The sequence below is a fragment of the Microbacterium sp. RU33B genome (assembly GCF_900155915.1).
In the GTDB taxonomy this organism is placed as follows: domain Bacteria; phylum Actinomycetota; class Actinomycetes; order Actinomycetales; family Microbacteriaceae; genus Microbacterium.
This window is the reverse complement of the sequence record NZ_FTPO01000001.1, coordinates 1,553,037-1,578,561: the sequence shown is the minus strand read 5'-3', so window position 1 is coordinate 1,578,561 and position 25,525 is coordinate 1,553,037. Positions and strand designations below refer to the sequence as shown.

Genomic DNA, 25,525 nt, shown 5'->3' with positions numbered 1-25,525 from the left:
TCGATCAGTCGAGTGCGCCGGCCAGCAGGGCGAAGTAGTCGTGCACGCCCCAGCCGATCGACAGCGGCGACGGGTTCGCCGAGGCGGCGAGCGGCGTGCTGTTCTCGAGCACTGCGACGCGTCCCGCGGCGATCGCCGGGATCTGGGCGAGCAGCGGGTCGGCCCGCAGCTGCGCGACGAAGTCGCTGCCGGCGTCTCCGTACGTCACGAACACGTCGACGTCGTCGAAGCGGTCGGCCTCTTCCGAGCTGACGGAGACGTAGAACTGGTCGGTGCCATCGGACTCCTCGGCCACGATGGTCGGGGCGGGCAGGCCCAGGCTCTCGAGGAATCCGGGGCGTGTGTCGAGGCTCGTGTAGAAGCCGACCTGGCTGAAGTCGGTCGGGTCGATGAACGAGAAGAGCACGGACGAGTCGGCCAGCTCGGGGAAGTCGGCCAGGGCGGCCTCGACCTCGCCGTGCAGCTCCTCGATCAGGGCGTCTCCCTCGGCCTCCAGGCCGATCGCCTTCGAGTTCAGGCGGATGGTGTCTTCGTACGACGTGCCCCACGCGACGTCCGGGAAGGCGACGACCGGGGCGATCTTCGACAGCGTGTCGTACTCCTCCTGCGTCAGGCCGGAGTACGCGGCGAGGATGATGTCGGGGTTCGTGTCGTTCACGGCGTCGAAGTCGATGCCGTCGGTCTCGTCGAACAGCACGGGCGTCTCGGCGCCGAGCTCGGCGAGCTGATCCTCGACCCAGGGGAGCACGCCGTTGTCGTCGTCGTCGCCCCACGTGGCCTTGCTCATGCCGACGGGGACGACGCCGAGCGCGAGGGGGACCTCGTGGTTCGCCCAGGCGACGGTCGCGATGCGCTCGGGCTTGGTCTCGATGATCGTCTCGCCGTACGCGTGCTCGATCGTCACGGGGAAGGCGTCGTCGGAGGCCGGGTTGGCGGAGCCGCCGGAACCGGCGTCGGCCGTTCCTCCGGCGCAGCCGGTGAGCAGCAGGGCTGCGGCGGCCGCGAGGGCGAGGGCGGTGCGGGTGCAAGGCACGGATGTCTCCCTGGGTCTTGTTGTTAGGACAGCCTTACATTACCCACGCGATCCGTCGAGGTCGAATCGAGACGACACGAAGACGCCGGGAACGACGCAGCGCCCCGTCGCGATGACGGGGCGCTGCGTGGAGTTCCGGATGCCGGAGCGTCAGGCGTCCTTGCTGCGATCGGCGGCGCGGACCAGTGCCCAGGCGCCCGGGATGGCGAGGGCGGCGATGCCGGCCTTGATCAGACCGCCCACGATGAAGGGGAGCACGCCGACCTGCAGGATCTGCACGAAGCCGTAGTCCAGGCCGAGGACCATGTTCAGGATGACGGCCATGTACGGCACCCCGAACAGGAACGGAACGATGCTGGCCGCCACGAAGCCGACGAAGGCGAGCCAGGGCTTGCGGTCCCAGGCCCGCTCGGCGAACCAGCCCGCGACGAACGCGGCGAAGACGAAGCCGATCACGAACCCGAAGCTCGGCTTGGCGATGGCCGCGATCGACCCCGTGAAGCCGGCGAACACGGGAAGACCGGCGAGCCCGGCGAGCATGTAGGTCAGGAGCGCGGCGGCGCCGCGGCGGGAACCGAGTGCCGCGCCGACGACGATGACGCCGAGGGTCTGGCCCGTGATCGGCACCGGCTGCAGCGGGATCTCGACCTGCGCGAGCACGGCGACGAGGGCCGCGCCGGTGACGACGAGCGCCGCGTCGACCGCGAAGGCCCGGGCGCGTGATGACGGACGTCCGAAGACGTCGGCGAGGACCGGCCGGCGGTCGGCGGTGATCGAGGACATGGGTCTCCTTCGAGTTCGGCGCCGCACGGGCGCTGAGGGCGTCGCGACTCATCCTAGGGGGCGCCATGTGCAGCATTTCGGACGGAGTCCAAGAATGCGCCGCGCGTCGTGCGGGGGGCACCGGCGGTACACCGAACGCCCCGCGCCCGGGCGGCGCACAGCGAATCCCCTCCCGGCCGCCGGTAGAGTGGGACGTCGGCCACTCGGCCGCCCTCCTCTCCACCCGATCGAACGGACGTCTGCTGTGCTCGCCGTGCACGACCTCGAAATCCGCGTGGGCGCCCGCGTCCTGATGTCGGATGTGTCGTTCCGTGTGTCCCCGGGCGACAAGGTCGGTCTCGTCGGTCGCAACGGCGCCGGCAAAACGACCCTGACCAAGGTGCTCGCCGGCGACCTCCTTCCCGCCGACGGCAAGGTCGAGCGGACGGGCGAACTCGGCTACCTCCCGCAGGACCCGCGCTCCGGCGACCCCGAGATGCTCGCGCGCACGCGCATCCTCGACGCCCGCGGCCTCGGCACGCTCGCGATCGAGATGAACGAAGCCGCGCTCGCGATGGGTGATTCCGACGACAAGGTCGCCGCGAAGGCGATGAAGCGATACGCGCACCTCACCGAGCGCTTCGAGGCGCTGGGCGGGTACACGGCCGAGGCTGAGGCCGCGACGATCTCGCACAACCTCTCTCTGCCCGACCGGCTGCTCGACCAGCCGCTCAGCACGCTGTCCGGCGGTCAGCGTCGGCGTATCGAGCTGGCCCGCATCCTCTTCTCGGACGCCGACTCGATGATCCTCGACGAGCCCACGAACCACCTCGACGCCGACAGCGTCGTCTGGCTGCGCGAGTTCCTCAAGAACTACAAGGGCGGGCTCATCGTCATCTCGCACGATGTCGAGCTCGTCGGCGAGACCGTGAACCGCGTGTTCTACCTCGATGCGAACCGTCAGGTCATCGACACGTACAACATGAACTGGAAGAACTACCTGCGTCAGCGGGTCGCCGACGAGGAGCGTCGAAAGAAGGAGCGCGCCGGCGTCGAGAAGAAGGCCACCCAGCTGCAGATGCAGGCCGCGCGATTCGGCGCGAAGGCGTCGAAGGCTGCGGCCGCGCACCAGATGGTGGCCCGCGCCGAGAAGATGCTGTCCGGGCTCGACGAGGTCCGCCAGGAGGAGCGCGTCGCCAAGCTCCGCTTCCCCAAGCCCGCGCCGTGCGGCAAGACGCCGCTCATGGCGTCGGGGCTGTCGAAGTCGTACGGATCGCTCGAGATCTTCACCGACGTCGACCTCGCGATCGACCGCGGGTCGAAGGTCGTGATCCTCGGCTTCAACGGCGCGGGGAAGACGACGCTGCTGCGCATCCTCGCGGGTGTGGACCAGCCCGACACCGGGCAGCTCGAGCCCGGTCACGGGCTGAAGATCGGCTACTACGCGCAGGAGCACGAGAACCTGGATGTCGGACGCTCGGTGCTGGAGAACATGATGTCGGCGGCGCCGGACATCACGGCGACGGAGGCGCGCAAGGTGCTCGGCTCGTTCCTCTTCACGGGCGACGACGTGCTCAAGCCCGCAGGAGTGCTCTCCGGTGGCGAGAAGACGCGCCTGTCGCTGGCGACGCTCGTGGTGTCGTCGGCGAACATGCTGCTGCTGGACGAGCCCACGAACAACCTCGATCCGGCCTCGCGCGAGGAGATCCTCGGCGCCCTGGCGCACTACGAGGGCGCCGTCGTGCTCGTGTCGCACGACGAGGGTGCCGTGCAGGCCCTCAACCCCGAGCGCGTGCTCATCCTCCCCGACGGTGTCGAAGACATCTGGGGTCGGGACTACGCCGACCTGATCACTCTCGCCTAGAGCCGCTGTGCACGGGCGCGCCGGTCAGCGCTCGGCGCGGTCGAGCAGGGCGTCTTCGTCGACCATGTCGCGGTCGCGTGCACGCGGTGTCCGCCGTCGTCGCACCGCAGGGACGGATGCCGCGGACGGCATCCCCTCGGCGGGAATCGCGGCCTGGCCGGCAGCCGCAGCCGCAGCGGCGGCATCCTCGGCATCCTCACGCCGGATGCGACGCTCGGAGCGGATGACGTATCCGATGAAGATGAAGCCCATGATGGCGAACAGGATCCACTGGATCGCGTACGACAGGTGCGGGCCCGGGTCCTCCGACGGCGAGGCGAGAGCTTCGGGCCTCGAGGACGGCGCCGGGTCTTCGGAAACCATGATCCCGTAGGCGCTCTGCTCGAGATCGCCCGCATCGGTCACGTCGGCGATGAGCGGTAGATGGATCGTGGGCACCTGGCCGTCGGGCGCCGACCGCCCGGACCCGGGCAGCGGCTCTCCGGGCTTGAGGCGGACGATGACGGTGACCTCGCCGCTCGGCGGCGCCGGCACAACGTCGGGGTCGGCCTGCTGCTCACCGGGGCGCACCCAGCCGCGATTGACCACGATGGTGCGCCCGTCGTCGAGCCGGAACGGCACGAGCACCTCGAACGCGGCGGTGCCCCCGTGCGGCCGATTGCGCACGAGCAGCTGGTCGGCGGGAAGGTACGTGCCGGTGAGGCGCACGGGCCGCCATTCGTCCTGGCCGTCCAGCTCGCCTCCGGCCGGGATGACGTCGGAGAGGGGGACGGCCGGCGCGTCGTAGTTGACCTCGACGAGCGCGAGCTGCCGCGAGCGCTCCGCGTTGCGCTCGAACTGCCAGTTCGACAGGAAGGCGCAGGCGATCGCGAAGACGATCGCCACGGCGACGTAGCCCGTCCACCGCAGCGCCGTGCTCCTGCGGGTCATGCCGAACCCTCCGCCGGTGTCAGCGCACCGACCCGCACCGGGAAGTCGCGCGCGGAGAGGAAGTCGCGGAGGTACTCGACGTGCTCATCGCACGCGACCCACGTCTTGGTGCGGCCTTCGGAATGGATCCTCGGGTTGCGCCAGTCGATGCGCGCCGTGGCCGGAGCCCGGCATCCGGCACGCGAGCACTGGGCGTCGCCGTCGCTCACTTCTCGCGCTCCGGCGACGCGGGGTCGTCGGATGCGTGCACGGCACGGACCTCCTGTATGCGGATGACGGTCGCCGTCGCCGGCGGTGGGGGAGCCACGGAGGTGGGAGCGGCTTCGAGCGCGCGTTCGGGAGTCTCCCGGGTGGCGCGGCGACCGCTCTCGCCGACGTTGGCGAGCACGACCGCGAAGTACGGGAGGGCGATCGCCCCGATGCCGAGGATCAGCGTGTGCCAGCCGTACGGCATGATCACGACCATGAGGATGAAGCAGACGACGCGGATCGCCATCATCCAGAAATAGCGGAGCGTGCGGGATTCGGCGTCGTCCCGCGGTGCCCGGGGCAGCGACGTCGCGGACTGCGGTCCGGTCGAGGTCTTCACGATGGTCCCAGCCTACGCCCGCTGCAGGCATGCGGCGCCGTTCTCAGCTGCCGTATCGGGCGCCTTGACTGATTCCATAGATGATGATGGGGACGAAGATCGCCAGCATCAGGACGACGAACCCGACCCCGACCCATCCGACGATCGTGCCGGCCAGCGCCAGTCCGCGTCCGCCTTCGCCGCTCGTCTTGAGCTGCTTGAGCGACATGTGCCCCGTGATGACGGCGACGACCGATCCGATGAACGGCAGGATGACCCAGGCCGAGATCGCCGCGACGAGCGACACGATGGCCAGCGTGTTGGTCTTGGGCGCGGTCGGGTAGCCGTATCCGCCGCCGTACGCGGGCGCCTGCCCGTACGGCGCCTGACCGTACGGCGCCTGGCCGTAGGGCTGGGCGGGCTGGCCGTAGCCGGGCTGGCCGTACGCGGGCTGTGCGGGCTGCGCGGGCTGGCCGTACGCGGGGGGAGCGGGCTGGGCGGGCTGGCCATACGGCAGGGTCGGCTGCGTGGGCTGCTCGTACGTCGGCTGCTCGTAGGCGGGCGCCGGGGGCGCGGACGGTGCGGGCGGGACCGGAGTGGTCGGGTCCTGGGGAGTCGGATCGCTCACGGTGGCGCCTTTCGTCGGGATCTCGTCCCAGCGTCCCAGCGCGGCACGGGCGTGTCAAACCGTCGCCGATAGGCTGGGGCCGTTCATGCATCACAGCGACAGGAGCCTGTCATGACCACCGATCGCGTCGTCCTCGTCACCGGCGGCAACCGCGGCATCGGCCGCGCCATCGCCGAGCGCTTCGTCGCCGACGGCTATCGTGTGGCCGTCACCGCCCGCTCCGGCGAAGGTCCGGAGGGCACCCTCACCGTGCGGGCGGATGTCACGGATGCCACGGCCGTCGATGCCGCCTTCACAGAGGTCGAGAAGGTCCTCGGTCCCGTCGAGATCGTCGTCGCGAACGCCGGCGTCACGAAGGACACTCTGCTGCTGCGAATGAGCGAAGACGACTTCGACAGCGTCGTGGCCACGAACCTGGGCGGCGCCTTCCGCGTCGTGAAGCGCGCCTCCAAGGGGATGCTGCGCGCCCGGTGGGGTCGCGTCATCCTCATCTCGTCGGTCGTCGGGCTCTACGGTTCGGCCGGCCAGATCAACTACTCGTCGTCGAAGGCCGGTCTGGTCGGATTCGCCCGCTCGCTCACGCGCGAGCTCGGCGCGCGCGGGATCACGGCCAACGTCGTGGCACCGGGATTCATCGAGACCGACATGACGGCGGCCCTGCCCGACGAGACGCAGGCCGAGTACAAGCGCAACATCCCCGCCGGACGCTTCGCCACGCCCGGCGAGGTCGCCGGTGTGGTGACCTGGCTCGCCTCGGACGACTCCGCGTACATCTCGGGTGCGGTGATCCCGGTCGACGGCGGCCTCGGCATGGGCCACTGACCCCCGCCCGTCGACCGACCCGCCCTCAGCGGACCGCTGCGACGATCGCCGCGCCCAGATCCGCCGGCTTGGTGAACTGCGGCCAATGCGCCGTGCCGAGCTCGACGACTTCGGCGTCGGCGATCGCGGCGAACTCGTCGCCGTGCGGTCCCCACTGCGCCACCGCTCGACGGAACGTCGGCTCGTCCATCCCGCCCATGAGCAGCGTGACCGGCAGGTCGAACCGTCGCGGATCGGCGAGGGGCACCGGATCGGTCGGCACCCGCGCCGGCACGCTCTTCGTCATCGGAGCGGTGCGCTCGCGCGTGGCGGCGTCGAGGTCGTGCACGTCTTCGTCGTCGAAGAACTCCCAGCCCGGGAACGGGATGACGCCGTCGACGATCGGGAACTCGGAGATCTGACCGCCCGGGTGCGGGGGGATCGTGTCGACGAAGACGACGCGCGCCACCTTTTCGGGCCGGGCGTCGGCCGCGCCCCACACGACGTTCCCGCCGCCGCTGTGCCCGACGAGCACCGCCGGGCTCTCGAGTGTGTCGAGTTCGGCGACGACTGCGGCGATCCAGTCGGCGATGGTGATCTCGGCCGACTCGGCGGCTGCCGCGCCGACGCCCGGCATCGTGAGGGCGTGCGGCGTATGGCCGGCGGCCTCCAGCACCGGAAGGACGTCGTCCCACGACGACGCGTCGAGCCAGAGACCGGGTACCAGAATCACGTCCATGCTCAGACGCTACGGGAGGCGTCCGACATCCGTCAGGGGAGCAGGGGGATGACTTCGCGCAGGTCGACCGGCTCCACCACCAGGTCTGCCTGCGCCCGCACAGCGGGCTTGGCGTTGAAGGCGAGTCCGAGGCCGGCGACCGCCATCATCCGCAGGTCGTTCGCGCCGTCGCCGATCGCGATGGTCCGCGTCAGCGGCACATTCCCCTCGGTGGCCCACTCGCGGACGGCGGACGCCTTCGCCTCGGCATCCACGATGTCGCCCTCGACGACGCCCGTCAGAAGGCCGTCGCGCACGGCGAGCCGATTCGCGCGCCACACGTCGACGCCCAGGGCCGGGGCGACCGTGTCGAGGATCTCGTGGAATCCGCCCGACACCACCCCCACGCGACCGCCGCGCGCGTGCACCGCCGCGATGAGCTCGTGCACTCCCGGCGTCGGCTGGATGCGCGAGAGCACGCGTGCGAAGGAGGCCACGGGCACGCCGCGCAGCGCTTCGACGCGGGAGCGCAGGCTCGTGGCGAAATCCACTTCGCCGCGCATCGCGGCCTCGGTCGCGGCGGCGACCTCTGCGCCGCGGCCGGCCTCATCGGCGATGAGCTCGATGACCTCGTTGCGGATGAGGGTCGAATCGGCGTCGAGCACGACGAGGAAGCGGGGGTTCTCGGGCACGCCTCTACGGTAGCGGGGCGCCTGGGTGCTGCCCGCCGAGACGACGGATGCCGCGGACCCGAAGGTCCGCGGCATCCGTTCTCGACAGACGTCAGTCGACGATGAGTCCCTTGCCGACGACCGTGATGCCGGTCTCGGTGACGGTGAATCCGCGGGCGAGGTCGCGTTCGCGATCGACGCCGACGGTGGCGCCGGGTGCGAGGACGACGTTCTTGTCGAGGATCGCGCGATGGACGCGGGCACCCGCGCCCACCTGGACGTGGTCGAACAGCACCGAGTCGGTGATCGTCGATCCGCCGCCCGAGAGCGTCCACGGGCCGACGACGCTGCGTTCGAGATGCGTGCCCGAGAGCACCGACCCGAGCGACACGATCGAGTCGATCGCATTGCCGATGCGTCCGACGCCGTCGCGCACGAACTTCGCGGGCGGCGAGTTGACGGTCTGCGAGTGGATCGGCCAGTCGGTGTTGTACAGGTTGAAGATCGGCAGGGTCGAGATCAGATCCATGTGCGCGTCGAAGAACGACTCGATGGTTCCGACGTCGCGCCAGTAGTAGCGATCGCGCTCGGTGGAACCCGGCACGTCGTTGCGGTTCATGTCGTACACGCCGGCTTCACCGCGGCCCACGAAGTAGGGGATGATGTCGCCGCCCATGTCGTGATTGGACGTCGGCAGCTCGCCGTCGGTCTCGACGGCCTCGATGAGGGCATCCGTGTTGAAGATGTAGTTGCCCATGGAGGCGAGCACTTCGTTCGGACTGTCGGCGAGACCCGCCGGGTTCTGCGGCTTCTCGAGGAAGTCGCTGATCTTCGCCGGGTCGTCGTCATCGACCGCGATGACGCCGAACTGGTTCGCGAGCGAGATCGGCTGGCGGATGCCGGCGACCGTCGCGCGAGCCCCCGACTCGATGTGCGCGGCCAGCATCTGCCGGAAGTCCATGCGGTAGACGTGGTCGGCGCCGATGACGATGACGATGTCGGGCTTCTCGTCGTTGACGAGGTTCATGCTCTGGAGGATGGCGTCGGCCGAGCCCGAGAACCAGCGCTTGCCGAGCCTCTGCTGCGCCGGCACCGAGGCCACGTAGGAGTCGAGCATCGGAGACATCCGCCAGTTCTGGGAGATGTGCCGGTCGAGGCTGTGGGATTTGTACTGGGTCAGCACGACGATCTGGCGAAGACCCGAATTTATGAGATTCGAGATCGCGAAGTCGATGAGGCGGTACTGACCTCCGAAGGGGACGGCTGGCTTGGCTCGGTCCGCTGTGAGCGGCATGAGACGCTTGCCCTCGCCCCCCGCGAGGATGATTCCGAAGACCTTCGGCGCTGCAGGCATGGCACCACACTATGCCCGCACGGGCCGCCTGTACTAGCGTTCGACACATGCGTGTCGACATCATCACGAAGGAGTATCCGCCGGAGATCTACGGGGGTGCCGGAGTCCACGTGACCGAGCTCGTCAAGGCTCTGCGCACGTCGTTGGACGTGCAGGTGCGCGCTTTCGGGGCCGATCGCGACGAGGACGGGACGACCTCGTACGACGTGCCCGCCGAGCTCGCGGCGTCGAACGCGGCGGTGCAGACGCTCGGGACGGATCTGGAGATCGTGACGGATGTCGCGGGCGCCGACGTCGTGCACTCGCACACCTGGTACGCCAACTTCGCCGGCCACCTGGCCTCGTTGCTGCACGGCATCCCGCACATCGTGACGGCTCATTCGCTGGAGCCGCTGCGGCCCTGGAAGGCCGAGCAGCTCGGCGGCGGATACGCCGTGTCGAGCTGGATCGAGAAGACGGCGTACGAGGGCGCGGCGGCCGTCGTCGCCGTCAGCGACGGGATGCGCAACGACATCCTGCGCAGCTATCCCTCGCTCGACCCCGGCAAGGTGCGCGTCGTCTACAACGGCATCGACACCCAGGCCTGGCGCCCCGTGCACGATCCCGCACTCCTGGCCGAGCTCGGCATCGATCCGGAGCGGCCGTCCGTCGTCTTCGTGGGTCGCATCACCCGTCAGAAAGGGCTGCCCTACTTCCTGCGCGCCGCCGAGAAGCTCCCCGCCGACGTCCAGCTGATCCTGTGCGCCGGCGCGCCCGACACTCCGCAGATCATGGAGGAGGTCGAAGGCCTCGTGCGCGATCTCCAGGCCAAGCGCGACGGCGTCGTGTGGATCGACACCTTCCTGCCGCGCGACCAGCTGTGCGCCGTGCTCACCGCGGCCACGACGTTCGTGTGCCCCTCCATCTACGAGCCGCTCGGCATCGTCAATCTGGAGGCCATGGCGTGCGGAGCCGCTGTCGTCGGCACGGCGACGGGAGGCATCCCCGAGGTCGTCGTCGACGGCGTGACCGGACGCCTCGTGCCCATCGAACAGGTCCAGGACGGCACCGGAACGCCGATCGATCCCGAGAAGTACGTCGACGATCTCGCCCGGGTGCTGACGGAGGTCGTGAGCGACCCTGCGCAGGCCGCGCAGTACGGCGAAGCGGGCCGCCGACGGGCCGCCGAGGACTTCAGCTGGGAGAGGATCGCCGAGGAGACGGCGGCGCTGTACGCGGAGGTCGCCGCTTCGGGCCGATAGGCTGGGCAGCATGCCGCAGGTGCTCCGATTCTCCGAGGTCGTCGTCCGCCGGAACGCTCGGGACATCATCGATCACCTCGAGTGGAGCGTGGCCGATGACGAACGCTGGGTGATCCTCGGGCCCAACGGCGCCGGGAAGACGACGGTGCTCCAGCTCGCCGACACGCTCATCCACCCGAGCGCGGGCGTGGTCGAGATCCTGGGGGAGCGCCTCGGGCGCACCGACGTGTTCGAGCTGCGCCCCCGCATCGGCTTCGCCTCCTCCGCGATGGCTCGGCGCCTGCCTCCCGAGGAGACGGTGCTCAACGTCGTTCTCACGGCGGCGTACTCCGTCACCGGTCGCTGGAACGAGCAGTACGAAGACATCGACGAGCGCCGCGCCCTGCGCGTGCTCGCGGAGTGGAAGCTCGACCACCTCGCCGACCGCACGTTCGGCACCCTGTCCGACGGCGAGCAGAAGCGCGTCCAGATCGCCCGCGCCGTGATGACCGACCCCGAGCTGCTGCTTCTGGACGAGCCGAGCGCGAGTCTCGATCTCGGCGCTCGCGAGGAGCTCCTGGCCCTCCTCGGCGGGTACGCGCAGGCGCCCACCACGCCGGCGATGATCATGGTCACGCACCACGTCGAGGAGATCCCCATCGGGTTCACCCACGTGCTGCTGCTGCGCGACGGGCAGGCCGTCGCCGCGGGCCCGATCGCCGAGGCGCTGACGGCGGAGAACCTCACCGAGACCTTCGGTCTCACGATCCAGCTGACCGAGGACGCGGGACGCTACTCCGCTCGCGCGATCGCCTGAACCGCCCGGTTCGCCCCGTGGGCGAACGCCTGGTAATATTGCCCTTTGGTGCATTCCGCGCCGCCGACTTGGCGCCCTGGCACAATCCAGGGCCACGACTCCTTAGGGATCACCATGAAGACCGACCTCCACCCCACCTACCAGGCCGTTGTGTTCCGCGACCTCGGTTCGGGCGACACGTTCCTGACGCGCTCGACGGTGTCCAGCGACAAGACGATCGAGCTCGACGGCGTCGAGTACCCCGTCATCGACGTCGAGATCTCCTCCGCGTCGCACCCGTTCTACACGGGCAAGCAGCGCATCATGGACTCGGCCGGTCGTGTCGAGAAGTTCAACCAGCGCTTCAAGGGCTTCGGCGGCTCCAAGTAAGCACGCTGATTCTCCGGAAGGCCCCGCTTCGGCGGGGCCTTCTGCGTTCGCTCCGCGCGTCGGCGGTCGGCGCCTCCGAGCGCGACCGAGTCAGCGGATGGGCCAGCTGCCGTCGACCGCGTCGTCGGGGTCGAGACGCCCCATGCGGATGAAGTACTCGGTGAGACTCTCGGCCTGCGCCCGCGCCCAGCCGATCTGACGCGTGTGCAGCTCTGCGGCCGTCGGCGGCAGCCAGGGTGCGAAGCGGTCGGCGAGCGCCTGGGCCACGCGGCCGGCGGCGATCGCGTCGGCGGAGGCCTCGTGTGCGCCGTCGAGGGGCACGGCGTAGTGCTCGGCGACGACCGCCAGGGTGCGCTTGCCGCGGCGGTACCTGTCGTAGCGCTTGTCGACGACGAGCGGATCGATGACGGGCGCGGGCGCCAGGATCGGCGGGATGCCGTGACGGAGGGCCTCGTTCTTCAGCAGTGAGAAGTCGTAGGGCGCGTTGTAGGCCACGACGGGGATGCCCGCGTCGAACAGGGCGCGAAGCGACTCCACGACCTCGGCGACGACCTCGCGCGCCGGTCGGCCCTCCGCCCGTGCGCGCGCCGTCGTGATGCCGTGGACGGCGGTCGCGCCCTCGGGGATCGGCACGCCCGGATCGGCGAGCCAGTCGCGCGCCCGGATGACCGTGCCGGCCGAATCGAGGAGTCCCACGTGCGCCGTGACCACGCGGTCGGTGGTGACGTCGATTCCGGTGGTCTCGAGGTCGAAGACACCCACCACCGACGTCCACGAGGGTGCTTCCCACAGCGGGAGCGGCTCGGCCTGCCACTGATCCATGCCGCCCAAGGTATGCGAGGCCGCCGACATCGCGATCGAGGCGCTCCGCCCTTCGACGGGCTCAGGGCGCGGGAGGGCGGGCTCAGGGCGCGGGACGGCCGGCAGCGGTCCGTAGAATCGGACGATGCCCGTCGCGAACCCGTACGCCGAGAAGCTCGCCGCCATCCCGGTCGAGCGGTTCGAGCTCGAGGTGCTCGGCGGAACGACCGCGTACTGGGTGTACGGCCCCGCCGATGCCGCGCACACGGTCCTCGCCGTGCACGGATTCCGCGGCGAGCACCACGGTCTCGAACCCGTCGTCGCCCACCTCCCCGACGTGCGGTTCGTGATGCCCGACCTCCCCGGATTCGGGGAGACGCCCCCCGTCCCCGGGCGCACCCACGACCTCGACCTCTACGCGGAGTGGCTGCGCGCCTTCGCGGCGAGCGCCGCGCCGGATGCCGTCATCCTCGGTCACTCGTTCGGATCGATCGTGTCATCCGCCGCGGTCGCCGAGGGGCTCCGCACGCCGAAGCTCATCCTCGTGAACCCGATCGGAGCGCCCGCGCTCGAGGGTCCGCGGGGCATCCTGACGCGTCTCGCGGTGTTCTACTACTGGGCCGGTGCCGCGCTGCCGAAGTCCGTCGGTGACGCTGTGCTCCGCAGCGGCCTCATCGTGCGCGTGATGAGCACGTCGATGACGAAGACGAAGGACGCCGAGCTCCGCCGCTTCGTGCACGATCAGCACGACACGTACTTCTCCCGCTTCGCGGACCGCGACGTGCTGCACGATGCGTTCGTCACGAGCGTGTCGAACGACGTGCGCGCGTTCGCGCCGCGCATCGAGACACCGACGCTCCTGATCGCCGCCGTGCAGGACGACATCACGCCCATCGAGGCCGAGCGTCACCTCGCGACCCTGTTCCCCGACGCCGAGATCGTGGAGATCGAGGGCGTGGGTCACCTCATCCACTACGAGACCCCGGCGCCGGCGGCCGACGCGATCAGACGCTTTCTCGGGCCCTCCGAGCACGGTACGCGTTGACGTTCATACGGTTGCCGCAGTTGCCCTCGTCGCAGTAGCGCTTGGAGCCGTTGCGCGAGTAGTCGATGTAGACGCTGTTGCAGTCGTCGGCCGAGCACACCCGCACGCGGTCGTACTCGTCAGCGCGGATCACGTCGACGAACGCCATCGCCGCCTCCACGAGCACGCGGGTGGCCAGCGGATCATCGTCGGCCGTGGCGTGGATGTGCCAGTCGTAGGTCCCGTGCTTCACGAGCCGGGGGAGCGCCGGCCCGTCGGCGAGCATCTCGTTCACGAGGGGCACCGCAGACTCGCGATCGGCGTCCCACAGCCCGCGCAGGCGGTGACGGATGCCGCGGAGGGCGTCGAGCTCGGCGGCATCGCGTCGGATCACCCCGGTGTAGGGGTTCACCTCGAGGTAGGAGTCGAGATCGTCGAGCGTCTGAAGGCGGTCCTCGTCGTCGACTCCGGGGAGGGTGTTGACGAGGTAGACGGCCGCCATCAGCGATTGGCGTGTGTCACGAATGAAAACCACGTTGACTCCTGACAGTCCGGACCGGTACTGTCACCAGTGTAAGCACGTTTCGCCCCTGACATCCGGATCCGCATGACTGCCACCGCACCCATCACCGTCGTCCGACCGCCGATCGGTCAGACCGTCCGCACGGCCGGAATCGTGATGGCGGTGGCATCCGCTCTGGCGTTCTCGTCCAGCGGTCCGTTCATGAAGCCGCTCTTCGAAGAGGGCTGGTCGCTCGGGGCCGGGCTCCTCGTGCGCATGGGCGTCTCGGGCCTGCTCCTGTCGCCGGCGCTCATCCTCGCGATGCGGAAGGAGCGCGGCTTCCTGCGGCGCCACTGGCGCATCATCCTCGGCTTCGGCCTCACGGCGGTCGCCGGCTGCCAGCTGCTGTTCTTCTCCGCGATGCAGCGGATGCCGGTGGCGATCGCCCTGCTGATCCAGTACCTCGCGCCCGTCCTTCTCGTCGTCTACGCCTGGATCCGCACCCGACGAGCGCCCTCGCGCCTCGTCGTCGTCGGCTCGATCGTCGCGATGGGCGGTCTCGTGCTCGTGGTGAACATCGCCGGGGCGGAGTTCGATCTGATCGGCACCCTGCTGGCTCTCGGGGCGGCGGTGTGCGTGGGCGCGTACTTCCTCATCTCCGAGCGCACCGGCGACGATCTCCCACCGCTGGCCCTCGCCGCGGGCGGACTGCTCACCGGCACGGCGCTCATGGGCCTCCTCATCGCGGTCGGCATCCTGCCCTTCGCCGCGCCGGCGGTCGACATCTCCCTCGCCGGGGTCACCGTGCCGTGGTGGATGCCGCTGCTCTGGGTCGCCGGTGTCGCGACGACGCTGGGCTACGCGCTGGGTGTCATGGCGGTGCCCCAGATCGGGTCGCGCATCGCGTCGTTCGTCGGGCTGTCCGAAGTGCTGTTCGCCCTCGGGTTCGCCTGGCTGCTGCTGGGCGAAGTGCCGGCGCCCATCCAGTTCGTCGGGGGAGCGCTGATCCTCGTCGGCGTCGTCCTCGTGCGGATGGACGCGTCCACCGAGCCGAAGGGCGAGGCCGCTACTCTGCCCGTCGTGCCAGCTCCATGAGCGGCGTCACGCGGTAGGCGATCACTTCGCCCATCACGAGCGACGTCTCGGTGCGCTCGACGCCCTCGATCGCGAGGATGCGCGCGTCGGTGTCGAACAGATGCTGCGTGTCGCGGCACGCGACGCGGACCAGCAGATCGATCTGGCCGCTGAGTCCATGGGCCTGCACGACCTCGGGGATGCGCGCGAGCTCGGCCGTGATGCGCGGGATCTCCGCCTGGCGCACCGTGACGTGCACGAACGCCTCGATGGGGAACCCCAGCGCGGTCGACGACAGCGCGCGCTCGTAGGAGAGGAAGACGCCGGTGCGCTCGAGACGCGCCATGCGCGCCTGAACGGTGTTGCGCGAGAGTCCGAGGCGTTCGGCGAGGGCGACGACCGTGGCGCGCGGGTCGGTTGCGAGCGCCGCGAGGAGCTCGAGGTCGACGTGATCGAGGGCAGTCATAGTGCGAAAGATTAGCAGGCCTCGAGCCCTCGTGGGTTGGCAACATGCTCAACAGAATCCGTGTTGCTTGAGCTAGGTGCAAGACGGACGTAGTGTCGGCCTCGTCGGCGATGCTGCCGGCACCCACGCAGGACTCGCCCCACGAGGGCGGGCCGTACGAGGAGGGACGCACTGATGCACACCCTGACCCCCCTGGCCGATCCCGCAGTGGACGTCGATGACGTCGCACGCCTGGTCACCGCCTCCGGCGAACGGATCGCCGATCCCGACCTCGATCGCTGGGTGGAGGACGTGGATGCCGCGCAGCTGCGCAGCCTCTATCGCGACATGGTCCTGGTGCGCCGCGTCGACGCCGAGGGGATCGCCCTCCAGCGTCAGGGCCAGCTCGGTCTCTGGGCCCCGTGCAACGGGCAGGAGGGCGTGCAGGTGGGCACGGCCCGCGCGTTCCGCTCCGACGACTTCGTGTTCCCGAGCTATCGCGAGATCGGCGTCAACCACGTGCGCGGCGCGAAACCCGCCGATTTCGTCCTGGCGTGGCGCGGCGAAGCGCACTCGACCTTCAACCCCTACGACATCAACACCGCGACGCCGCAGATCATCATCGGCGCGCAGGCCCTCCACGCGGTGGGGTATGCGATGGGCATCCAGCTCGACGGCACCGATCAGGTCGCCGCCGCCTACTTCGGCGACGGAGCGACGAGCCAGGGCGACGTCAACGAGGCGATGGTCTTCGCATCGTCGTACCGTTCGCCGGTCGTGTTCGTGTGCACGAACAACCAGTACGCGATCTCCGAGCCCGTCGCCGTGCAGGCGAAGTTCCCGATCGCCGGACGCGCGCCGGGCTTCGGCATCCCGAGTCTCCGAGTCGACGGCAACGACGTGCTCGCGTGCCTCGCCGCCATGCGGTGGGCCATCGACAACGCCCGGAAGGGCAACGGCCCGGCCTTCATCGAGGCCGTGACGTACCGCATGGGACCGCACACGACCTCCGACGACCCCACGCGCTATCGCGACAAGGAGGAGGTCGAGCGCTGGCGTGCGCGCGATCCGCTCGCCCGCATCGAGGCGCTGCTGCGCTCGCAGGACGAGTTCGGCGACGACTTTTCCGCCTCGGTCGCCGCGGATGCCGACGAGCTCGGCGCCGCGGTGCGCGAAGCGACGCTCTCGGCCGTCACGGCTCCTCCGATCTCCGTGCTCGACAACGTGTACGCCGAGCCCCACACCGGCCTCGACGAGCAGCGCCGCGCCTTCGGCGCGTACCTCGCGGGCTTCGACGAGGTGGCATGATGACGCAGCTCACCATGGTCAAGGCCATCAACTCCGGGCTCCGCCGCGCGATGGCCGACGATCCGAAGGTGCTCGTGATGGGCGAGGACATCGGCAAGCTCGGCGGCGTCTTCCGCGTCACCGACGGGCTGCAGGCCGAGTTCGGCGCGCAGCGGGTCATCGACACGCCCCTCGCCGAGTCGGGCATCATGGGCACCGCGGTCGGCCTCGCGTTCCGCGGGTACCGGCCCGTCGTCGAGATCCAGTTCGACGGCTTCGTCTACCCCGCGTTCGACCAGATCGTCTGCCAGGTCGCCAAGCTCCACTACCGCACGCGCGGGAACGTGAAGATGCCGATCACCATCCGCATCCCGTGGGCCGGAGGCGTCGGAGCCGCCGAGCACCACTCCGAGTCTCCCGAGGCGTACTTCGTGCACACCTCGGGGCTGCGGGTCGTCGCGGTGTCCAATCCGCAGGACGCGTACACGATGCTGCGCCAGGCGATCGCCTCCGATGATCCCGTCGTGTTCTTCGAGCCCAAGCGGCTCTACCACTCCAAGGGCGAGGTCGACCTCGACGCCCATCTGGCCGACGCCGCCCCCATGGGGGTCGCGCGCGTCGCCCGACCAGGGACCGACGTCACACTCCTCACGTACGGTGCTCAGGTCGCCACGGCGATGGATGCCGCGCTCGCCGCCGAGGACGAGGGCATCTCGATCGAGGTCATCGATCTGCGGTCGATCTCCCCGGTCGACTACAACACGGTCACGGCATCCGTTCGCAAGACCGGGCGCGTCGTGGTGACCCACGAAGCCGCCCGCGAGGCGGGGGTCGGTGCCGAGCTGATCGCCAGCGTGACGGAGAAGTGCTTCCACTACCTCGAGGCGGCACCGGTGCGCGTGACGGGGCATGACATCCCGTACCCTCCCGCGAAGCTCGAGAAGCACCACCTGCCCGATCTCGATCGGGTGCTCGGTGCCGTCGACCGGGTCCTGGACCGACCGAACTCGATGACGGGAGTCTCGTCATGATCCAGGAGTTCCGCCTCCCCGACCTCGGCGAAGGACTGCCCGAGGCCGAGCTCGTGCAGTGGCTGGTCGCCGAGGGCGACGAGATCGCCCTGAACCAGACGATCGCCGAGGTCGAGACCGCCAAGGCCATCGTCGAGCTCCCGTCTCCGCACGCGGGCACGGTGTCCAAGCTCCATGCCCGGGCGGGCGACGTCGTCGAGGTCGGCGCGGTGCTCATCGCGTTCGACATCGCCGGCGATGCGCCGTCCGCGCCGGCGGCCGCGCAGGCCGACGCTGCTCCGGACGAGGAGGAGAAAGCCCAGCCGAATCTCGTCGGGTACGGCGCGGCGCCGCGTTCGTCGGCTCGCCCGCAGCGGCGCAGCCGCGCCGTCGCGGTGGCCGATCGTCCGGCCGACACGGCCGTGCTCGAGGCCGCTCCGCACGATGTGATCACGACACCCGACGTCGCCGACGTCGTGCTCGAGCGGCCGCGCTCCACGCCGCCGGTCCGCAAGCTCGCGAAGGAGCTCGGCGTCGAGCTGGCGCTCGTCGAAGGCACGGGTGAGGCGGGCCTCATCACGCGTGCCGACGTCCAGGCCTATGCCGAGCGCGTCGGGGCGACCGCGGCACCGGCGTCCGCTGCCGAGTCGGACTCGACCGTCCCGCTGTTCCCGCCGGCGGGGGAGCGGACCACCCGGACGCCGATCCGCGGCGTGCGCAAGGCGACGGCCGAGGCGATGGTGCGCAGCGCCTTCACGGCTCCCCACGTCACGACGTTCCTGACCGTCGACGTCACTCCGGCCATGGAGCTCGTCGCGTCGCTGAAGGCGGACCGCGCTCTCCAGGGCCACCGGATCGGCATCATGGCGGTCGCAGCGAAGGCCGTGTGCCTCGCGCTCTCGCAGACGCCGAGCCTCAACTCGAAGTGGGACGCCGAGGCCGGAGAGATCGTCGAGCACCACTATGTCGACCTCGGCATCGCTGCGGCGACCCCGCGCGGCCTGCTGGTCCCGGTGATCCGCGACGCCGACGCGATGACCCTGGTGGAGCTGGCCGACGCGATCGGCGCGCTCGCCGAGACGGCCCGCGCCGGCAAGACGTCGCCGGTCGACATGACCGGCGGCACGTTCTCGATCACCAACGTGGGCGTCTTCGGCGTGGACGCGGGAACCCCGATCATCAATCCGGGGGAGGCGGGCATCCTCGCGCTCGGGGCTGTGCGTCGTCAGCCGTGGGAGCACCGCGGAGAGATCGCGCTGCGCGACGTCATGACGCTGAGTCTGTCGTTCGACCACCGCCTGGTCGACGGCCAGCAGGGCGCGCGGTTCATGACCGACGTCGCGGGCGTGCTCGCCGAGCCGGGGAGAGCGATGCTGCTGCGCTGAGGAGGGTGAGGACCCGGCGTTCAGTCGATCTTCGGGTAGAACAGGCCCAGACCGTGCTTCTGGAGGACCTTGTACGCCTCCGAATAACTCGTCGGCTCCACGTCGTCGGCCGAGCCGTACCGGGCGAGCAGGAGGCCGAGGAGCCCTCGACCCGGGTTGCTCAGCGGCTTGTGCTTGTGCTTGCCGTTCTCGAGATCGCCGAGCTCGTTCTCCGCGCTGTTCTCGGGCAGCCACATCGGATGCACGTGCGGCCAGGTGGCGGGGTCCCGCGGTTCGGCGAGGTTGACGAGCGAGAAGAGGTCGTTGGCGCCGGCATCCCGTCGCGTCAGCGGCTTGAGACCGTGCAGCCGCGTCAGGGTGGCGATCACGGCGCCGTGATGCATCTCGTCGTGGATGATCGTGCCGGCCTTCGTGTACGCCGACACGGCGATGGCGGGCACGCGACCCCCCAGGCGGTCGAATGTGAAGCCCATCTCGCCCGCGGGGGCGTCGACGTCGGGAGGAGTGGCCGCGGGCGGCGGCACGTGGTCGTAGGTGCCGCCGTGCTCGTCGAACGTGATGAGCAGGAGGGTGTTGTTGGCGTTCGAGCCGTCCTTCGTCGCGCTCGTGCGCACCGCGTTGTACACGTTCGCGACGAGACGCTCTCCGGCCCGCACGTCGGAGACCGCGGAGTCGAAGACCGTGGTGCCGTCGACCTCGCCCGCGCGGTACACCCCGAACGGCGGGTGGAAGTCGTTGTGGTTGTAGACCATGCGCGGCTCGATGAACGCGTAGGCGGGAAGCTTGCCCTCGCGGGCATCCGCGTAGAACTCGTTCATGTGGCCGAAGCGGCCCGTGCGCCAGAACTTCTCCAGTACGGGGGCGTGCATCACCCCGGTGAGGGAGATGAGCTGCATCTCGTCGAAGTAGATCTTCCACGAGATGCCGGCCTCTTCGAGCCGGTTGAAGATCGTGGGCGTCGGATCGGCGTCGAGCCACTTGTCGTAGCCGCCGCCGTGCTTGTTCGTGACGAACCCGTGCGACGTCGACGCGTGGAAGAAGGAGCGGTTGCAGTAGGTCTGCGACGGCACCGCGCAGAACCACGCATCGAAGACCGCGAACTCCTTGGCGAGGGTCGACAGGACGGGCAGCTGCTCGGGGGAGAAGCCGCCCATGATCTGCGAGAGCTCTTCGTCGGTGGGCGCCTTGCCCTGGCGCTCCCGCGTGACGTTGTTGCGGTAGTCCTGGAGAAAGCCCGACATGGTCGCGTTCGTGCCCGTCGCGGGCGCGTTGTAGGGAGCCTTCATCCAGTCCAGCTGGTCGGTGGCGTTCGTGGCGGGATCGACCGTGCCGAACAGCTGCGTGTTGACGTGCGGATACTCTTCGCCCGGGTCGGGGTTGGGTGCACCCATCACGACGTCGGTCGGTCCGTCGTACACGTGGGCGGACACGGTGAGTCCGGTCTCGTCGGTGTTCGCGTACTTCCCGAACGCCAGACCGTCGAACGTCTCGCCCTCGGGAACGGTCTCGGGGGTGTACAGCCACCCCAGCATGTTGTCGAAGGAGCGGTTCTCGCCCATGAGCACGACGACGTGGTCGAACCCGGGCTCGCGCCGGGGCGGGAGAGCCAGATAGTCGGCCGCGCCTTCGCGGTAGCCGATCGTGTGGCCGACGGATGCTCCCGCGGCGGCGCCGATCCCGCCGCCGACGACGAACCCCGCGGCGGTCAGGCCGCCGAGCTTGAGGAAGTCGCGCCTGCTCGCTTCGTCGGACTGCCGCTCTTCGTCGGTCCGACCGTCTTCGCCACGGGATCGCCTCACCATAGTGAATTCAGGGTAGGGCACCCCGAAGGGGGGTCAGGCCGTCAGAGCCGAGATCGCCATGGATTCCAGGATGCCGCGCACCGTGCTGTCGGCGGGGGCCCCGCGCAGACCGCGCACGCTGTGGGGCGTCGAGTTGATGAGGCCGAAGCACGCCGCGGCCCGCACGCGCAGATCGCTGGCGGAGCGCTCTGGATGCAGCTGAGCGAGCACGCCCACCCACAGCTCGACGTACTCGCGCTGCAGTCGGCGCACGGTGTGCCGGTCGTCGTCGCTCAGGCTCGCCAGGTCACGGTCCTGCACGCGGATGACGTCGGCGTCGGACAGGGCGAAGTCGACATGGAAGCGCACGAGCTCCTCGAGCGCGTGCCCGGGCGCGGCATCCGTCGACACCACCTCGCGTCCACCGGCCAGGAGTCGCTCGCTGACGCGCACGAGGATCTCGCCGAGGAGGGCCTGCTTGTTGGCGAAGTGCCGGTAGACGGCGGGACCGGAGACTCCGACGGCGGCGCCGAGCTCCTCGAGGCTCACTCCGCTGAATCCGCGCTCCGCGAAGAGGAGGGCGGCCTCGTGCAGGAGCGCGGAGTGACGATCCGCCTTGGCGCGATTGCGCTCCGTGAGACCGCTTGTCATTTCAGTTAATCCTCGCTAACCTGAATTCTCGGTTAGTGCACACTAACCACTGCGCTCTCGCCGGGACAACCGGCGTGATGTGATCGTGACGTCGAGGGAGATGACATGACCGCACTGACGACATCCGTCGCCCGTGACGACGCGTTCGTACGCACGCGCGACGCGCAGCAGGGCCTCGCCGACGACCTGGCCGCGCGACTCGCGGCAGCCGCCCTCGGTGGCCCGGAGGCATCCCGTGAGCGCCATGTCGCCCGCGGCAAGCTCCTTCCGCGCGACCGCGTGGAACGACTGCTCGACGAGGGCAGTCCGTTCCTCGAAGTGTCGCCGCTCGCGGCCGAAGGACTCTACGACGGGGGAGCACCCGCGGCCGGCGTGATCGCGGGCATCGGGCTCGTGCACGGACGCCAGGTCATGGTCGTCTGCAACGACGCGACGGTCAAGGGCGGAACCTACTTCCCCCTGACCGTGAAGAAGCACCTGCGCGCGCAGGAGATCGCGCTCGAGAACCGCCTGCCGTGCGTCTACCTCGTCGACTCCGGCGGGGCGTTCCTGCCGATGCAGGACGAGGTCTTCCCCGATCGCGACCACTTCGGCCGGATCTTCTTCAACCAGGCTCGCATGTCGGCGGAGCGCATACCGCAGATCGCGGCCGTGCTCGGCTCGTGCACGGCGGGCGGCGCGTACGTTCCCGCGATGAGCGACGAGACCGTGATCGTGCGCGATCAGGGCACGATCTTCCTCGGCGGTCCGCCCCTCGTGAAGGCGGCGATCGGCGAGATCGTCACGGCGGAGGAGCTCGGCGGGGGCGAGCTGCACGCCCGTCGCTCGGGCGTGGTCGACCACCTCGCCGACGACGACGAGCATGCGCTCGAGATCGTCCGCGACATCGTGGCGACGCTGCCGCCGCCCGCGCCGCCCGCCTGGGAGGTGATCCCCCCCGTTGCACCCGCGGTCGATCCGGCCGATCTGTACGGCGTCGTGCCCGTCGACGTGAATCAGCCCTACGACGTGCGCGAGGTGATCGCCCGGCTCGTCGACGGCAGCGGATTCCACGAGTTCAAGCGCGAGTACGGCGAGACGCTCGTCACGGGCTTCGCCCGACTGCACGGCCACCCGGTGGGCATCGTCGCGAACAACGGCGTGCTGTTCTCGGAGTCGGCCCAGAAGGGCGCGCACTTCATCGAGCTGTGCGACCAGCGCGGCATCCCGCTGCTGTTCCTCCAGAACATCTCCGGCTTCATGGTGGGACGGGATGCCGAGGCGGGCGGCATCGCGAAGGACGGCGCCAAGATGGTGACGGCCGTCGCCACGACCCGGGTGCCCAAGCTCACCGTCGTCATCGGCGGATCGTTCGGCGCCGGCAACTACTCCATGTGCGGACGCGCGTACTCGCCGCGGTTCCTGTGGACGTGGCCCGGTTCGCGCATCTCCGTCATGGGCGGGCCGCAGGCCGCCTCGGTGCTCTCGACCGTCAAGCGCGATCAGATCGAGTCACGCGGTGAGGACTGGTCGGCGCAGGAGCAGTCCGCGTTCGAGGCGCCGATCCGGGCCCAGTACGAGGAGCAGGGCAACCCGTACTACGCCACTGCGCGCCTCTGGGACGACGGCGTCGTCGACCCGCTCAAGACCCGTGACCTCCTGGGACTCGCGCTCGACGTCGTGTCGCGCACGCCGCTCCCCGAACCGCGCTTCGGCGTCTTCCGGATGTGATCATGTTCGACACCGTCCTCGTCGCCAACCGCGGCGAGATCGCCCGCCGGGTGATCCGGACCCTCCGTCGCCTCGGCATCCGCTCGGTCGCCGTGTACAGCGACGCGGACGCCTCCGCGCCGCACGTGCGCGAAGCCGATGTCGCCGTGAGGATCGGTCCCGCGGCCGCCGCGCAGTCGTATCTGTCGATCGACGCCGTGCTGGCCGCGGCCGTCGCCACCGGCGCGCAGGCCATCCATCCCGGGTACGGATTCCTGTCGGAGAACTCCGCGTTCGCGCGCGCGTGCGCCGCTGCGGGGATCGTCTTCCTCGGCCCGGGCGAGCGGGCGCTCGAGGTCATGGGCGACAAGATCCGCTCGAAGGAGCACGTGGTGGCGCACGGCGTCCCGGTCGTGCCCGGCTTCAGCGCCGCGGGGATGACGGACGCCGACATCGCGTCGGCGGCTGAGGCCGCGGGCTTCCCCCTGCTGGTCAAGCCGTCCGCCGGGGGCGGAGGCAAGGGGATGCAGATCGTGCGCACCGCCGCGGAGCTGCCCGAGGCGCTCGCCACCGCCCGACGCGTCGCCGCGGCGGCGTTCGGAGACGACACGCTGCTGCTCGAACGGCTCATCGAACGCCCCCGCCACATCGAGGTGCAGGTGCTCGCCGACGCGCACGGCACCGTCATCCATCTCGGCGAACGCGAATGCACGCTCCAGCGCCGGCACCAGAAGGTCATCGAAGAGGCGCCGTCGCCGATCGTCGACGACCGGGCCCGTGCGCGTCTGGGCGCGGCGGCGTGCGCGGCCGCGGCATCCGTCGACTACCGCGGAGCGGGGACCGTGGAATTCCTCGTCGCCGGGGACCGTCCGGACGAGTTCTTCTTCATCGAGATGAACACGCGGCTGCAGGTGGAGCATCCGGTCACCGAGCTCGTGACCGGCATCGATCTCGTGGAGCAGCAGCTCCGCGTCGGCGCAGGGCTTTCGCTCGATCTCGCACAGGACGACGTCCGGTGGGACGGGCATGCGATCGAGGCCCGCGTGTACGCGGAGAGTCCGGAACGCGGATTCCTGCCGTCGACCGGCGACGTCCGGATCTGGCGTGCAGCGCGCGACGTGCGGACCGACTCGGCCGTCGAGGACGGCTCCGTCGTGTCCGCCGACTACGACCCGATGATCGCGAAGGTCATCGCGTGGGCGGACGACCGCCGCGCCGCCCTGGCGAAGCTCGACGCGGCGCTCGCCGAGACCGTCGTGCTCGGCGTCGACACGAACATCGGCTTCCTCCGCGCGCTCGTCGCCGACCCGGCCGTGCAGGACGGAGACCTCGACACCGGACTGATCGACCGTCTGCCGGCCTTCGTCGGCCCCGAGCCGAGCGCATCGGCGCTGCAGGCCGCGGCATCCGCCGTCCTCGGCGCAGGCGAACTGCCGGACGCAGGCCCGTGGGCGCCGAAACGGCCTGTTCCGGGCGGATCACCTGTTGCCCGGCGAGCTCTGGGCGCGTGGCATGGTCTCCCCGGGTGGCGGATCGGGACGACGAGCCCGCTCCGGGTGCGGCTGGACGACGGATCCGAGGCGCACACGGTGACCGTGGATGCCGGAGCACCTCTCCCGTCCTCCGCGAAAGCCCCGTCGCGCATCGAGCCCGCCGCTGCGGCGCGAGATCTCGACGCGGACGCAGGGTCTGGCGAGCCGAACGGAACGGGCGAGACGATCGTCGCGGTCGGCGATGACGGAGAGGTCTGGGTGCACGCCGACGGCGCCGCGCACCGCCTGCGGGTGATCGGCCGACGCGAGGCGATGGAGCGGCGGCTGGCCGCACGCGGCCGCGTCGACGGTGCGGCCGACCCCGAGCTGCGCGCCCCGATGCCGGGTGCCGTCGTGGCCGTCCACGTGGCCGATGGATCCCGCGTCGCCGGCGGCGACCGGATCGCGACGATCGAGGCCATGAAGATGGAGCACCCCGTCACGGCGCCGCACAACGGCGTGGTGCGCGTCGACGTCGCCGTCGGCGAGCAGGTGCGCCGCGACCAGGTGCTCGCGCATGTGACGCCCGACCCTTCGACGGGCTCAGGGACCGCGACGGGCCCGGACGCTCAGACGAGCGAAAGCGGACGGACGGACTGACAGGAGAAC

At 70.1% G+C, this 25,525-nt stretch carries 26 protein-coding genes; 12 read left to right on the top strand and 14 right to left on the bottom strand.

All coding sequences use genetic code 11. The features are described from left to right. Positions 1-4 precede the first annotated feature (4 nt). Together B0B14_RS07705 and B0B14_RS07700 are read right to left on the bottom strand one after the other, a co-directional pair. Positions 5-1,033, bottom strand: coding sequence for an iron-siderophore ABC transporter substrate-binding protein (locus B0B14_RS07705; protein ID WP_076680837.1), 1,029 nt, complete (start codon positions 1,031-1,033; stop codon positions 5-7). Between the two features lie 150 nt (positions 1,034-1,183). After that, positions 1,184-1,816, bottom strand: coding sequence for a biotin transporter BioY (locus B0B14_RS07700; RefSeq protein ID WP_076680836.1), 633 nt, complete (start codon positions 1,814-1,816; stop codon positions 1,184-1,186). A 244-nt stretch (positions 1,817-2,060) separates the two neighbouring features. Here B0B14_RS07700 and B0B14_RS07695 point away from each other — a divergent pair, with 244 nt between their 5' ends. Next, positions 2,061-3,659 carry an ABC-F family ATP-binding cassette domain-containing protein gene (locus B0B14_RS07695; RefSeq protein ID WP_076680835.1) on the top strand — a complete coding sequence of 533 codons (1,599 nt, stop codon included), beginning with the start codon at positions 2,061-2,063 and terminating at the stop codon, positions 3,657-3,659. A 24-nt stretch (positions 3,660-3,683) separates the two neighbouring features. Here the strand turns inward: B0B14_RS07695 and B0B14_RS07690 are convergent, their stop codons facing one another. The 4 genes from B0B14_RS07690 to B0B14_RS16900 are packed head-to-tail and all read right to left on the bottom strand — an operon-like array spanning position 3,684 to position 5,785. Beyond that, entirely contained in the window at positions 3,684-4,589 is a 906-nt protein-coding gene (locus B0B14_RS07690; protein ID WP_076680834.1) for an SURF1 family cytochrome oxidase biogenesis protein, read from the bottom strand. Further along, on the bottom strand, positions 4,586-4,798 hold the full coding sequence (locus tag B0B14_RS07685; protein ID WP_076680833.1) for a hypothetical protein: 213 nt from the start codon (positions 4,796-4,798) through the stop codon (positions 4,586-4,588). The genes B0B14_RS07690 and B0B14_RS07685 overlap by 4 nt, the downstream gene beginning before the upstream one ends. After that, positions 4,795-5,178, bottom strand: a complete 384-nt coding sequence (locus B0B14_RS07680; RefSeq protein WP_083710396.1) for a DUF3099 domain-containing protein — start codon at positions 5,176-5,178, stop codon at positions 4,795-4,797. The genes B0B14_RS07685 and B0B14_RS07680 overlap by 4 nt, the downstream gene beginning before the upstream one ends. 43 nt (positions 5,179-5,221) lie before the next feature. Further along, on the bottom strand, positions 5,222-5,785 hold the full coding sequence (locus B0B14_RS16900; RefSeq protein WP_076680832.1) for a DUF4190 domain-containing protein: 564 nt from the start codon (positions 5,783-5,785) through the stop codon (positions 5,222-5,224). Between the two features lie 111 nt (positions 5,786-5,896). Between B0B14_RS16900 and B0B14_RS07670 the strand changes: the two genes are divergently transcribed. Beyond that, positions 5,897-6,607, top strand: a complete 711-nt coding sequence (locus B0B14_RS07670) for a beta-ketoacyl-ACP reductase (protein WP_076680831.1) — start codon at positions 5,897-5,899, stop codon at positions 6,605-6,607. A 25-nt stretch (positions 6,608-6,632) separates the two neighbouring features. Here B0B14_RS07670 and B0B14_RS07665 read toward each other — a convergent pair whose 3' ends face one another. The 3 genes from B0B14_RS07665 to glgC form a co-directional block, all read right to left on the bottom strand. Then, entirely contained in the window at positions 6,633-7,325 is a 693-nt protein-coding gene (locus B0B14_RS07665) for an alpha/beta fold hydrolase (protein WP_076680830.1), read from the bottom strand. A 32-nt stretch (positions 7,326-7,357) separates the two neighbouring features. Further along, the gene (gene serB, locus B0B14_RS07660; protein ID WP_076681334.1) at positions 7,358-7,996 is read right to left on the bottom strand and encodes a phosphoserine phosphatase SerB; all 639 of its coding nucleotides are present in this window, start codon (positions 7,994-7,996) and stop codon (positions 7,358-7,360) included. A 91-nt stretch (positions 7,997-8,087) separates the two neighbouring features. Further along, positions 8,088-9,329: a glucose-1-phosphate adenylyltransferase gene (gene glgC, locus B0B14_RS07655; protein ID WP_076680829.1), complete on the bottom strand. Its 1,242-nt coding sequence runs from the start codon at positions 9,327-9,329 to the stop codon at positions 8,088-8,090. A 47-nt stretch (positions 9,330-9,376) separates the two neighbouring features. Between glgC and glgA the strand changes: the two genes are divergently transcribed. The 3 genes from glgA (at position 9,377) to B0B14_RS07640 (ending at position 11,735) form a co-directional block, all read left to right on the top strand. After that, on the top strand, positions 9,377-10,570 hold the full coding sequence (gene glgA, locus B0B14_RS07650; RefSeq protein ID WP_076680828.1) for a glycogen synthase: 1,194 nt from the start codon (positions 9,377-9,379) through the stop codon (positions 10,568-10,570). Between the two features lie 10 nt (positions 10,571-10,580). Beyond that, complete coding sequence (locus B0B14_RS07645; RefSeq protein ID WP_076680827.1) at positions 10,581-11,366, top strand: ABC transporter ATP-binding protein; 786 nt, start codon at positions 10,581-10,583, stop codon at positions 11,364-11,366. A gap of 114 nt (positions 11,367-11,480) precedes the next feature. Then, positions 11,481-11,735 (top strand): type B 50S ribosomal protein L31, encoded by a 255-nt coding sequence (locus tag B0B14_RS07640; protein WP_076680826.1) that lies wholly within the window; start codon positions 11,481-11,483, stop codon positions 11,733-11,735. Between the two features lie 90 nt (positions 11,736-11,825). Here B0B14_RS07640 and B0B14_RS07635 read toward each other — a convergent pair whose 3' ends face one another. Continuing rightward, positions 11,826-12,557 carry a 3'-5' exonuclease gene (locus tag B0B14_RS07635; RefSeq protein ID WP_076680825.1) on the bottom strand — a complete coding sequence of 244 codons (732 nt, stop codon included), beginning with the start codon at positions 12,555-12,557 and terminating at the stop codon, positions 11,826-11,828. 124 nt (positions 12,558-12,681) lie between these two features. Between B0B14_RS07635 and B0B14_RS07630 the strand changes: the two genes are divergently transcribed. Next, entirely contained in the window at positions 12,682-13,581 is a 900-nt protein-coding gene (locus tag B0B14_RS07630) for an alpha/beta fold hydrolase (protein ID WP_076680824.1), read from the top strand. On the opposite strand, the gene B0B14_RS07625 is transcribed toward B0B14_RS07630, so the two are convergent. Continuing rightward, positions 13,541-14,095: a CGNR zinc finger domain-containing protein gene (locus tag B0B14_RS07625; RefSeq protein WP_076680823.1), complete on the bottom strand. Its 555-nt coding sequence runs from the start codon at positions 14,093-14,095 to the stop codon at positions 13,541-13,543. The genes B0B14_RS07630 and B0B14_RS07625 overlap by 41 nt on opposite strands. Before the next feature lie 72 nt (positions 14,096-14,167). Between B0B14_RS07625 and B0B14_RS07620 the strand changes: the two genes are divergently transcribed. Next, complete coding sequence (locus B0B14_RS07620; RefSeq protein WP_076680822.1) at positions 14,168-15,157, top strand: EamA family transporter; 990 nt, start codon at positions 14,168-14,170, stop codon at positions 15,155-15,157. Here the strand turns inward: B0B14_RS07620 and B0B14_RS07615 are convergent. Then, a complete protein-coding gene (locus tag B0B14_RS07615; protein ID WP_076680821.1) occupies positions 15,129-15,602 on the bottom strand; it encodes an Lrp/AsnC family transcriptional regulator in 474 nt (157 codons plus the stop codon). The two genes, B0B14_RS07620 and B0B14_RS07615, sit on opposite strands and share 29 nt — an antisense overlap. 174 nt (positions 15,603-15,776) lie before the next feature. On the opposite strand from B0B14_RS07615, the gene pdhA reads away from it, so the two are divergent. The 3 genes from pdhA to B0B14_RS07600 are packed head-to-tail and all read left to right on the top strand — an operon-like array spanning position 15,777 to position 19,263. Further along, a complete protein-coding gene (pdhA, locus tag B0B14_RS07610) occupies positions 15,777-16,889 on the top strand; it encodes a pyruvate dehydrogenase (acetyl-transferring) E1 component subunit alpha (RefSeq protein ID WP_076680820.1) in 1,113 nt (370 codons plus the stop codon). Continuing rightward, entirely contained in the window at positions 16,889-17,899 is a 1,011-nt protein-coding gene (locus tag B0B14_RS07605) for an alpha-ketoacid dehydrogenase subunit beta (protein WP_076681333.1), read from the top strand. The genes pdhA and B0B14_RS07605 overlap by 1 nt, the downstream gene beginning before the upstream one ends. Then, the gene (locus tag B0B14_RS07600; protein ID WP_076680819.1) at positions 17,896-19,263 is read left to right on the top strand and encodes a dihydrolipoamide acetyltransferase family protein; all 1,368 of its coding nucleotides are present in this window, start codon (positions 17,896-17,898) and stop codon (positions 19,261-19,263) included. Before B0B14_RS07605 ends, B0B14_RS07600 begins: the two co-directional genes overlap by 4 nt. 20 nt (positions 19,264-19,283) lie before the next feature. Here the strand turns inward: B0B14_RS07600 and B0B14_RS07595 are convergent, their stop codons facing one another. Both B0B14_RS07595 and B0B14_RS07590 read right to left on the bottom strand, forming a co-directional pair. After that, a complete protein-coding gene (locus B0B14_RS07595; RefSeq protein WP_076680818.1) occupies positions 19,284-21,065 on the bottom strand; it encodes an alkaline phosphatase family protein in 1,782 nt (593 codons plus the stop codon). Positions 21,066-21,098: 33 nt separating this feature from the next. Beyond that, complete coding sequence (locus B0B14_RS07590; RefSeq protein ID WP_076680817.1) at positions 21,099-21,695, bottom strand: SACE_7040 family transcriptional regulator; 597 nt, start codon at positions 21,693-21,695, stop codon at positions 21,099-21,101. 105 nt (positions 21,696-21,800) lie between these two features. Between B0B14_RS07590 and B0B14_RS07585 the strand changes: the two genes are divergently transcribed. Next, positions 21,801-23,405, top strand: a complete 1,605-nt coding sequence (locus B0B14_RS07585) for a carboxyl transferase domain-containing protein (RefSeq protein ID WP_076680816.1) — start codon at positions 21,801-21,803, stop codon at positions 23,403-23,405. A gap of 2 nt (positions 23,406-23,407) precedes the next feature. Beyond that, positions 23,408-25,516: an acetyl/propionyl/methylcrotonyl-CoA carboxylase subunit alpha gene (locus B0B14_RS07580; RefSeq protein ID WP_076680815.1), complete on the top strand. Its 2,109-nt coding sequence runs from the start codon at positions 23,408-23,410 to the stop codon at positions 25,514-25,516. Positions 25,517-25,525: the final 9 nt, after the last annotated feature.